Raw genomic sequence first — 8,389 nt, 5'->3', positions numbered from 1 at the left:
GGGGGGACCCTGTGGGAGAGTAGGACGCCGCCGAACAATTCTTCAGAAGAACCCCCATCCGGGTCCCGGATGGGGGTTCTTCGCATTTCCGGGCCAGTCAACGGAGGGCTGGTCCGGGGAAAGACACTGCCTCAGGCGAGGTGATCGAATTCGTCGGCCTTGGCGCTGAGAACTGTTGTGAGCAGTTCTGTGGCCGCCGTTCGTTCGGCGATGTCCCAGCCGGCGGAAGGGCCGATGGGAAGGGCCTGCCGCATGCGGGGATCCGTGATTGCCTGTGCGACGAGCCGTTGGGCGAGCCAGTGGTGGGTCAGCTCTCGGATGGCGAAGGTCAGGTGGAGGGACGTGGCCGCGCCGACCGGGTACGGGGCGTGGATCCAGCCCCGCGGCACCCACAAGGTGTCACCGGGGCGGAGGGTGGTCTCGAAGTCGGAGGGCGCTGTTCGGACGTGGTCTCGCTGTTCGTCGGTGAATCCGGTCTTCGGGAAGCTCAGGTGCTCGGGCAACGGGTTCTCGACGACCGGGCGGTGGATCGGCCAGGTCTTGGCGCCCTCGGCCTGGGCCACGAGGACGGGGTAGGAGTCCCAGTGATGGCTCAGGCCTTGGGCACCGGGTGGGGTCAGGTAGGCGCTGACGTGCATCGGGTGGCCGAGTTCGGCGTGCAGGCCGGCGTGCAGGGCCGAAACCGCAGGGAACACGGCCTGGACGTTCCGCAAGGAGATCGTGTCGCCGTGGTCGTGGCGTTCCCAGATGACGGAAGGGATGATCCGGCCGTCCTCGACATACAGGCTCTGCGGGGTGACCTTGCCGTTCCTGATCAGGACGATCTCGTCGGGCCGGATACACCTCGCGTCGATGGTGCCGCGGATCTCGGACGTGGTCAGCGGCGGGGGTTCGTGCCACCGACCCTGGTTGTTGTGGAACGGGGCGGTCGGCCACGCTGCCAGTACCCGGCTGGGGTCGTCGACGAAGAGGTCCAGGGTCATGGCACTCCAGGAGTGGTGGCGGCCAGGGGATCCGGGCAAGGGATCGAGGGCCAGAGCCGGTTGGGGCAGCAGACAGCGGCCAGGTGCAGGAAGCGCGGGCCGTTCTCGTGCTGCCAGTACGACCACACCACGTCGGAGCCGGCGGTGAGGGCTTCGGTGGCGTGGGCGGCCCGTAGGTCGAGCGCGAGTTGTTCGGCCTGGGCGGGTGGTGGCGGGTGATCCGCGTAGCGGCTCCGTAGCCAGGCCACCGTGTGCTCCGGCGTCGTGAGAGTGGAGGAGAGCAGAGAAGTCGGCTTCAGCAGCCACCAGCCGGTCATCATGGGCGGCATCGCCGAGGTCCTGAAGCCGGCATCGGGTTCGGGCCGTCTCAGGGCCTCGTTCTTGAGCTGCTGCCCGTCCCCCGACCACAGATAGGTGTGCCAGTGCACCTGGTGCCTCCGGGAGTTGGGCCGGGCCGTCCCGAGCACGGCTCGGGACGGCCCGGTGAGGAGACGGTGGGTGCGTCAGAGGGTGATGCCCTCGGCCACGGCGAAGCCGCGCACGAAGCTCACGAGCTCCGCTCGGCTGACCCGGATCGCGCCGTTGACGCCAGGGTTCTCGGAGTGGCCGAGCGCGAACGCGTCGGCGATGCCGGGAACGACGGCGAGGGTGAGGCAGGACTCGTCGTTGTCGGTGCCCTGGTTGCCGCCGCAGAAGGAGCGGAAGGCGATGCCGGTGAGGTCGGCCGCGTAGAGCGCGGTCATGTCCATGGGGTCACAACCCTTCGTCGCGAAACGGTGGGGAGCACGGTTGCCAAACCCCACGCAGGGCGAGGGTTCAGATCGGCCGCGTCACCAGTTTCGCGCGGGTGGTGGAAATCTCCGGCAGGATTTCTGAGAATTTCTCAGATCCAGCTCTCGGTCAGGGACGTGAGGATCCGTCGGGCGTCCGCGTCGTAGAGGGCGCTGGGCGCCAGCAGGTCGAAGACCTTGCGGTACTGCACGACTTCCTCGGGCAGGCTCAGCCGCAGCTCGGCGCTGATCACCTCGACCACGACGCGTTCATCGTCGAAGATCCAGAATCCGTGGGCGGGGGACACCGGAAGTCGGGTGCGGAACGGAACGATGCCCAGGCGTACCGCGGGCAGGGTCGTGGCGGAGACCAATCGATCGATCTGCGCGCGCATGACCTCAGGCGAGGCAGTGCCGTAGCGGAGCACGGCCTCGGTGAGGAGGATGTGCCAGCGCCGGTTGCCGGGGGAGTAGAGGACTTCCTGACGGGCGAGGCGGCCGGCTACGGCGGCATCGGTGTCCGGTGGGCTGTCGTTGAGTCGGGCGTGCTCGCGGAAACGGGCGGCAGCGTAGTCCGGGGTTTGGAGAAGCCCGGGAACCCAGCAGGGTTCGAAGGCGCGGATGGTCTGCGCAGTCGCTTCCATGTCGGCCCAGGACTGCTGGACGGCCGCGTGACCGTGTTGAAGCTCGTGGCGCCACCGGGCATAGCGGTCGTCGAGGTCGCGGAGCAGGATGACGAGTTCGTTGGCGGCTTGAGGATCGCCGCAAGCGCTGGTCCACACCTGGATGTCAGCGATGGTGGGGGTCTGGCGCCCGAGCTGGAGCTTGGAGACCTTGCTGGCGGGCCACCCTAGGCGGCCCGCCAGGGTACGCCCGTCGATCTCGGCCGCGGTACGGATCGCACGCAGGCGGCGGCCGAGCTCTTGGCGGGCTTCGTGAATCCCCTGTCTTGCGATGCTCAACGCGGCGGATGCTCCTTGACGAACTCCTCGTACCGACGGGCGTGGTGGAAGGCGGCATCGAGCCAGCGGGCGTGCTCGACGACGACTGCCGGGTCCGTGACGATCTCGGCTCCGAGCATCGTCCCGGCGTCGGTGAAGTGCAGGATCGCCAGTGTATGCGAGTCGAACAGCCAGAAGTCCCGGTCGGGGAGGACCAGGTCGTCGGCCAGGGAACGTTCGAGGTAGCGGATGTCCTCGCCCGCGCGGGTGTTCTCTCTGGCGAGGAACAGCTCGTAGCGGAGGTAGTCCGTCAGTTTCGCTGGGACCACGCGCACACGGGCGACGGTCCTGCCCGCCGTGGTCTGCCTGCGCATGGTGTCCAGCCAGGGCGCGAACCAGCCGAGATCGACGTCCGAACCGCTCAGGAACTGGTCGAAGGACTCCCGTTCGTCCTCGATGTCGTAGTGCGTGAGGGTCTCCAGGCGGCGTGCCGTGTGGGCGAAGTCCCGGAAGAGTGCGTTGAAGTCATCCCCCGTGAGCAACTCGGAGGGTGAGGGCTGCGGCTGCCTGGGTGCGAACCGCTCCAAGAGCTGACGGGGGACCTCGACGGCGTCCTCGGTCGGAGCGAGGTCGCGGAGATCCTGGCGTGCGGGGTCGTCCGGGGCGATCCGCCAACCTTGTACGACGTAGGTGTGGCGATCGGTCTCGTAGACCGCTGGGCAACCGCCGCCACCGCTGGTGCTGCCCACGAACCGCAACTTCATGGTTGCTCCTTCTTGGAGAAATTTCTCCAAGTTTCCTGAGACGGCAGTCGCGTTGGGAAGGCCGGAACCAGCCAACAGTGCGCGCTGAAACGAGGTCCGCCCGCTCGTTGGAGGCCAACGAGCGGGCGGGGAAGAGCGGCAGCTCGTGCTTGCTGGTGGGCTCCGCGAACAGCTCTGCTGGTGCTGCGAGTTCGGTCAGTGCCAGCCGGTCCGGTGCGCGATCCACGTCCGGCCGATGGCGGCCATGGAGGCCTGGTAGCCGCGCAGGTACGGCACCCCCGGCGGGGCCGGGAGCCTGGAGTTCAGCTCCCAGTAGCCGGCCTGGGCCACCGCGAAGGAGGTGATCGCGTCCGGCGGGGCGGCAGCCCACGAGGCCACGGGTGCGAGCAGGGCTTCGGCCTGGGCCGGGGTGTGGCCGGCGCGGATCAGCTGGGTGACGAGGAAGGCCGGGTCGATCCAGGCGGCGCCCTGGTGGAGGTAGGCCCAGTCGATGGCGAGGGCGTCGTCACCGCGCATGAGCATGTTGTCGGCGCGCAGGTCCGCGTGGAGGAGGCAGACCCCGGCGGATGCGGCGTGCCAGTCGCACTCGACGGCCGCGAGCTGCCCGATGTGCCGGGTGGACCACGGGTCGAGCTCGGCCTGCTGGTCGGCGAGAGCCCGCCAGCTGCGGGAGCCGCCCCCGAGGACGGAGACGATGGACGGGGCGTCGGGGATCGGCGACGGGCTGACCGCCCTGGGGAGTCGGTCGAGCAGCCGGACGACGGCGGGGAGGTCGGCCGACCCGGGGCCGAGGTCGGGGTGGCCGCCGTCGATGTCCTCGAAGGCCATCAGCAGCCATCCGCCGGCCTCCCAGGAGACGAGCATCCTCGGCACGGGGACCTGCCGGGTCAGGCCTCGGTTGATGGCTGCCTCGGCGGCGTACCTCCCGTGGACGGGGTGGTCGGTGGCGGCGCCCTTGAGGAAGACGGCCCGGCCGTCGGCAAGGGTCGCGCGGACCGCGAGGCCAGGGCTGAACCCGCCGGCCTGGGTCCGGGCGTTGATGACCGGTGCGCCGAGGTGGGTCTCGACGGACTCCTGTGCCGGGACGGGGAGTTCATCCCAGGACGGCCTCACGGAGGTAGCGGTGAAGGGATCGTTCGGGGTCACGGTGACTTCCTGCGGCAGAGACAGGGGGCGGGATGGTGGTAGCGCCGTCCCGCCCCCGTCGCGTGGTTCAGATGAGGTGGTCGAACTCGCCGGCCTTGGCGCCGAGGAGGAAGGCGCGGAGCTTCGTGGTTGTGGTGGTGACGATGACGGAAGGGTCGTCCGACTCACGGAGGAAGCGGACGTCGTTTCCTTCGGCGGCCAGCTCAACGCACGTGCTGCCGCCATCGGCGTTGCTGAAGGATGACTTCTGCCAGGCCAGGTGGGACATCGGGTGCCTTTCAGTGCTGGAGTTCATAGAGAATGTGTTGAAGGAGCCCCCAGGAGTCGCGAGAGCTGTCACGCCTGGGCTTGCTGGCATCAACAGCAGGTAGTGCGAGATCCCGGGCCTCTTGGAACTTTTGGTGGTACGCCGCCACGTCATCAGGATCGCCAAGGTGGACCGCCCGCTTCGGTCCATCCAGGATGATGGTTGAGAGGTCCGTGCACCCGGGGTCGCAGATCAGGAACGCGCCAGCGTATGGCGCCCTCCCGGGGGCATCGAACGGCAAGATCTCGATCGTGACATTGGGGAGTTCTGCCATGTCTACGAGATGGTGGAGCTGGTCGCGCATCACGAGCCTGCCAGCGAATTGCATCCGGAGTGCTGCCTCATGGATGACGTACCGAAACTGTCGCTGCTTGCTGTCGGTCATGATGCGTTGACGTTGTAGGCGGAACTCAACGGCCGTGGCAACGTCCCAACGGCCATCCTTGTAAGCGCCCTTGTAGATGGCCTCGACGTAGCCTGGAACCTGGAGCGTTCCCGGAATGTACAGGGAGTCGAAGACAGCGAAGGATTCTGCTCGGTCTTCGGCCTCTGCCAGGTCCAGGGCGAGAGCCGGAACCCGCCCCTTGAATGCGCTCCACCAGCCCTTCCCGTCACTCGCTCCGAGAGCGTGCAGCAGCGCGATGTAGGTCTCATCCGTGCACCCGTAGCCTTCGAGCAAGACCGAGAGCCGCTCCGGGTCGAGCGCCGTTCGAGCTGCCTCGATGTGGCTCAGCTGCGGGCCCGCGATGCCGATGAGGGCGCCGGCGTCCTTGACCGCCAGGCCTGCGGCCTCGCGCAACCTTCTCAGCTCAGCGCCGAACCGCCGCTGTCGCTCGCTGATTTGGGTCCTGAGTGCCAAGGGGGGTTCCTTCCGTGTCGGGCCAGTCTCCACCCACACGAGTGAGCTTAGCCAAGTTGGGGGAGACATCTCGGCGATCAGGTTGCATGCGTGTGACCGACGGTCCTACTCTCAGTGTTGCACCGATCACATGACGGAGTGTCTGCTTCGTCGATTCCCCTCTTCCTCCCTTGGGGTCTCTCATGCGTGCCTGCAACCTTCCGGACTGCTCCACCGCTCGTGGCGAGCTCTCCGACCTCCTCGTCTCGGCCGGGTGGCGACCGTCCGTCATCTCCGACGCCGAACTCGCCCTCCACGAAGTCTTCGTCAACGCCTGGCGGCACGGGGGCACCCTTGCCCCCATGGTCGTGCTGGCCCTCACCGGCCACCGTCTGCGGGTCTCGGTCGCGGACAACAACCCGATCTTCCCCACCGTCCACCTCCCCACGGACCCGCTCGCCTCCTCCGGCCGGGGCCTCTTCCTCGTCCGTGCCCTCACCCACCGCCTCGGCGCCGAGCCCCGCAAGACGGGCAAGGTCGTCTGGTTCGAACTGGAGGCCTCCGCGTGAACCGCCGCCGCTTCCCCATGCAGCCCACCGACCCCCGCATCCGGGGCTACACCGAGGACCAGGTCCGCATCCTCCTCGCCGAACTCCAGGAGCGCGGCCGCGCGTTCGGCCTGATCTTCCCCTCCGCCACCACGGACACGACCATGGACGGCCGCGTTCTGGTCGCCTTCAACACGGCGCCGGCCTCGACGCTGATGAACCTCCTCACCCTCCTCTTCGACGCCGACCGCGAGCGCTCGTGCGGTTCCTGATCGCCGCCGCCTTCCTCTCCCTCCTCGCCCTGGCGTTCGCCACCGTCGCCCTGGGCGTCGTCACCACGCTCAAGCTTGCAAGGCCCGACCAAGAGGAGACCTGACGTGCCCGACCCCGTCCTCGACCCGGCCGCCGACCCCGACGTCCTCAACGCCCTCGCCGCCTCCCACTACGCCGTGGCCGCGGCCTTCAACGCGCTCTTCGGCGTCGCCGTCGCCCCGCCCGTCCCCGACGACTTCGACTGGCCCAAGCTCGAGACCTTCGTCCACGACCTCGGCTTCGCCGCCGACGACTCCGACACCGCCCTCAACCTCTACCGCCTGCTCTTCGCCGTCCAGCGCGTCGCCTACCGCGAGGCCGCCGGCCGTAACTCGCCCTGGCAGGCGACCCGGTTGCACCCCCGGGTCGTTTACGGAGGAGCGGGGCCGCAGTAGAGGTTCGTACCGGAGCCACCTGGCAGCATGTCCCCATGGACACAGTGGACTTCGGCGACTTCGGCGACTTCGTCGTTCGGCGCGGCACCGACGCGGACGCGGACGGGCTGACCGGTATCGACTCGGTCGCCCTCGAAGGCGACGAGGAGCGGGCGGCGGGCATCCGGCGGTGGTGCCGGCAGGCCCCGGGCCCGGTGCTCGTGGCCGAAGACGCGTCCGGGCTCCTCGGCTACTGCGTCACCGAGTACACGTTCTTCGAGCAGGGCTTCGTCACGATGCTGATGGTCTCGCCCGCCGCGCGCGGCAGGGGCGTCGGCCGCCGGCTGCTGGACGCCGCGGCGGCCTCCTGCGAGACCCCGAAGCTGTTCACCTCGACCAACGTCTCCAACCAGCCGATGCGACGGCTCCTGCACCGGGCCGGGTGGCAGCCGGTCGGCCTCGTCCAGGGCCTCGACGAGGGTGATCCGGAACTGTTCCACCTGTACCGGCCGCAGGCGTCCCGGCTGGGTCCTCCCTCGCGGACAGCGGCCGAGGCCGAGGCCGAGTCCGAGGCGGCGGCCCGCCTCGACAGCGCCTGGGAGTGGTGGGGCGCCGCCATCGAGGACGCCCAGGAGGGCCACTGGATCCGCACCCCCGTCGAGCGCCGGGTGATGGACGACCTCGCGGCCGCGACCGTCGGACTCGGGTACCTGGACCCGTCCGTCGAACTCCCCCTGCGCAACCGCCTCTGCCGCATCGCCACCTGGGCGGGCGCGGTGCGGCTCGCCGCCCGGGCCGGTGGGTGGGAGCTCGCCCCCGTCACCGGAGCGGCCCCGCCCCGCCCGGCGGGGATGGCCGAACTGCTCTCCGCCGTCCACGCGGTGGGGGAGCAGGGCGAGGCCTGGCTGCGGCGGCTACCCGCCGACGGGCCGCCACCGCCCCGGGCGCTCGCCGGGTGCGAGACCTTCCTGTTCGGCCCGGGCTCGGCGGAGGACCTCCGCCAGTTCTTCTACGACTGAGGGCCCGGAGCACCCCGGAGCCACCCGGCACGGCCGCACCCGTGCACCGGAGCAGTGGACCCGGGTCCGGCTCCTGGACCGCTGGGACATCATGGGCCGAGGCGCGGCATCGGCGTTCCTCGGCGTGCACTCGGGCCACCCGGGCTTCGGCATGATGGCCCTGGACGGCAGCGTGTACGTCGGCGCCTCGACGGGCGAGACCGGCATCGACGTGCTCGCGGCGCGCGACCCGGACCGCTCGGAGAACGTCCTGCGACACCTGGCGTGGATCGCGCGTCACGACGGTCGTTCCTCCAACCGCGAGGAACGAGAGCGTGCCGCCGCCTGGCTCGCCGCCCGTTCGCGAGGCCTTCCGGTCCGCTGACTGCGAGGCCGTGCGGGCACGTG

General features: G+C 69.5%; 13 protein-coding genes. 5 read left to right on the top strand and 8 right to left on the bottom strand.

Features of this window, described 5'->3' with window-relative positions; translation table 11 throughout:
- Nucleotides 1-131: 131 nt before the first annotated feature.
- The 8 genes from ACFY4B_RS35300 to ACFY4B_RS35265 form a co-directional block, all read right to left on the bottom strand.
- On the bottom strand, nt 132-983 hold the full coding sequence (locus tag ACFY4B_RS35300) for a JmjC domain-containing protein (RefSeq protein ID WP_387974759.1): 852 nt from the start codon (nt 981-983) through the stop codon (nt 132-134).
- On the bottom strand, nt 980-1,411 hold the full coding sequence (locus ACFY4B_RS35295; protein ID WP_387974756.1) for a hypothetical protein: 432 nt from the start codon (nt 1,409-1,411) through the stop codon (nt 980-982). The genes ACFY4B_RS35300 and ACFY4B_RS35295 overlap by 4 nt, the downstream gene beginning before the upstream one ends.
- 75 nt (nt 1,412-1,486) lie before the next feature.
- Nucleotides 1,487-1,732: a DUF397 domain-containing protein gene (locus ACFY4B_RS35290; RefSeq protein ID WP_387974753.1), complete on the bottom strand. Its 246-nt coding sequence runs from the start codon at nt 1,730-1,732 to the stop codon at nt 1,487-1,489.
- A gap of 134 nt (nt 1,733-1,866) precedes the next feature.
- Nucleotides 1,867-2,715 (bottom strand): Scr1 family TA system antitoxin-like transcriptional regulator, encoded by an 849-nt coding sequence (locus ACFY4B_RS35285; RefSeq protein WP_387974750.1) that lies wholly within the window; start codon nt 2,713-2,715, stop codon nt 1,867-1,869.
- A complete protein-coding gene (locus ACFY4B_RS35280) occupies nt 2,712-3,458 on the bottom strand; it encodes a DUF6879 family protein (protein ID WP_387974747.1) in 747 nt (248 codons plus the stop codon). Before ACFY4B_RS35280 ends, ACFY4B_RS35285 begins: the two co-directional genes overlap by 4 nt.
- A gap of 195 nt (nt 3,459-3,653) precedes the next feature.
- Nucleotides 3,654-4,604 (bottom strand): phosphotransferase, encoded by a 951-nt coding sequence (locus ACFY4B_RS35275; protein ID WP_387974745.1) that lies wholly within the window; start codon nt 4,602-4,604, stop codon nt 3,654-3,656.
- A 67-nt stretch (nt 4,605-4,671) separates the two neighbouring features.
- A complete protein-coding gene (locus ACFY4B_RS35270; RefSeq protein WP_380740109.1) occupies nt 4,672-4,899 on the bottom strand; it encodes a DUF397 domain-containing protein in 228 nt (75 codons plus the stop codon).
- Complete coding sequence (locus tag ACFY4B_RS35265; protein ID WP_387829786.1) at nt 4,883-5,770, bottom strand: helix-turn-helix domain-containing protein; 888 nt, start codon at nt 5,768-5,770, stop codon at nt 4,883-4,885. Before ACFY4B_RS35265 ends, ACFY4B_RS35270 begins: the two co-directional genes overlap by 17 nt.
- A 182-nt stretch (nt 5,771-5,952) precedes the next feature.
- Here ACFY4B_RS35265 and ACFY4B_RS35260 point away from each other — a divergent pair, with 182 nt between their 5' ends.
- The 5 genes from ACFY4B_RS35260 to ACFY4B_RS35240 all read left to right on the top strand — a co-directional run bounded on the left by ACFY4B_RS35260 (nt 5,953) and on the right by ACFY4B_RS35240 (nt 8,366).
- Complete coding sequence (locus tag ACFY4B_RS35260; protein ID WP_387974743.1) at nt 5,953-6,318, top strand: ATP-binding protein; 366 nt, start codon at nt 5,953-5,955, stop codon at nt 6,316-6,318.
- A complete protein-coding gene (locus ACFY4B_RS35255) occupies nt 6,315-6,569 on the top strand; it encodes a hypothetical protein (RefSeq protein WP_049653135.1) in 255 nt (84 codons plus the stop codon). The genes ACFY4B_RS35260 and ACFY4B_RS35255 overlap by 4 nt, the downstream gene beginning before the upstream one ends.
- A 105-nt stretch (nt 6,570-6,674) precedes the next feature.
- The gene (locus ACFY4B_RS35250; protein ID WP_049653137.1) at nt 6,675-7,004 is read left to right on the top strand and encodes a hypothetical protein; all 330 of its coding nucleotides are present in this window, start codon (nt 6,675-6,677) and stop codon (nt 7,002-7,004) included.
- Between the two features lie 35 nt (nt 7,005-7,039).
- A complete protein-coding gene (locus ACFY4B_RS35245; protein ID WP_387974739.1) occupies nt 7,040-8,002 on the top strand; it encodes a GNAT family N-acetyltransferase in 963 nt (320 codons plus the stop codon).
- Nucleotides 8,003-8,093: 91 nt separating this feature from the next.
- Nucleotides 8,094-8,366 carry a hypothetical protein gene (locus ACFY4B_RS35240; protein ID WP_387974736.1) on the top strand — a complete coding sequence of 91 codons (273 nt, stop codon included), beginning with the start codon at nt 8,094-8,096 and terminating at the stop codon, nt 8,364-8,366.
- The last annotated feature ends 23 nt before the right edge of the window (nt 8,367-8,389 follow it).

The sequence above is a fragment of the Kitasatospora sp. NPDC001261 genome (assembly GCF_042896795.1).
GTDB lineage: Bacteria > Actinomycetota > Actinomycetes > Streptomycetales > Streptomycetaceae > Kitasatospora.
The sequence above is the reverse complement of the archived record's forward strand: the minus strand, read 5'-3'. Positions and strand labels throughout refer to the sequence as shown.

Excerpts from the sequence above, each read along its gene's own strand:
- ACFY4B_RS35300 (WP_387974759.1), bottom strand. The coding sequence starts at position 983 with ATGACCCTGGACCTCTTCGTCGACGACCCCAGCCGGGTACTGGCAGCG.
- ACFY4B_RS35290 (WP_387974753.1), bottom strand. The coding sequence starts at position 1,732 with ATGGACATGACCGCGCTCTACGCGGCCGACCTCACCGGCATCGCCTTC.
- ACFY4B_RS35280 (WP_387974747.1), bottom strand. The coding sequence starts at position 3,458 with ATGAAGTTGCGGTTCGTGGGCAGCACCAGCGGTGGCGGCGGTTGCCCA.
- ACFY4B_RS35270 (WP_380740109.1), bottom strand. The coding sequence starts at position 4,899 with ATGAACTCCAGCACTGAAAGGCACCCGATGTCCCACCTGGCCTGGCAG.
- ACFY4B_RS35260 (WP_387974743.1), top strand. The coding sequence starts at position 5,953 with ATGCGTGCCTGCAACCTTCCGGACTGCTCCACCGCTCGTGGCGAGCTC.
- ACFY4B_RS35245 (WP_387974739.1), top strand. The coding sequence starts at position 7,040 with ATGGACACAGTGGACTTCGGCGACTTCGGCGACTTCGTCGTTCGGCGC.
- ACFY4B_RS35240 (WP_387974736.1), top strand. The coding sequence starts at position 8,094 with ATGGGCCGAGGCGCGGCATCGGCGTTCCTCGGCGTGCACTCGGGCCAC.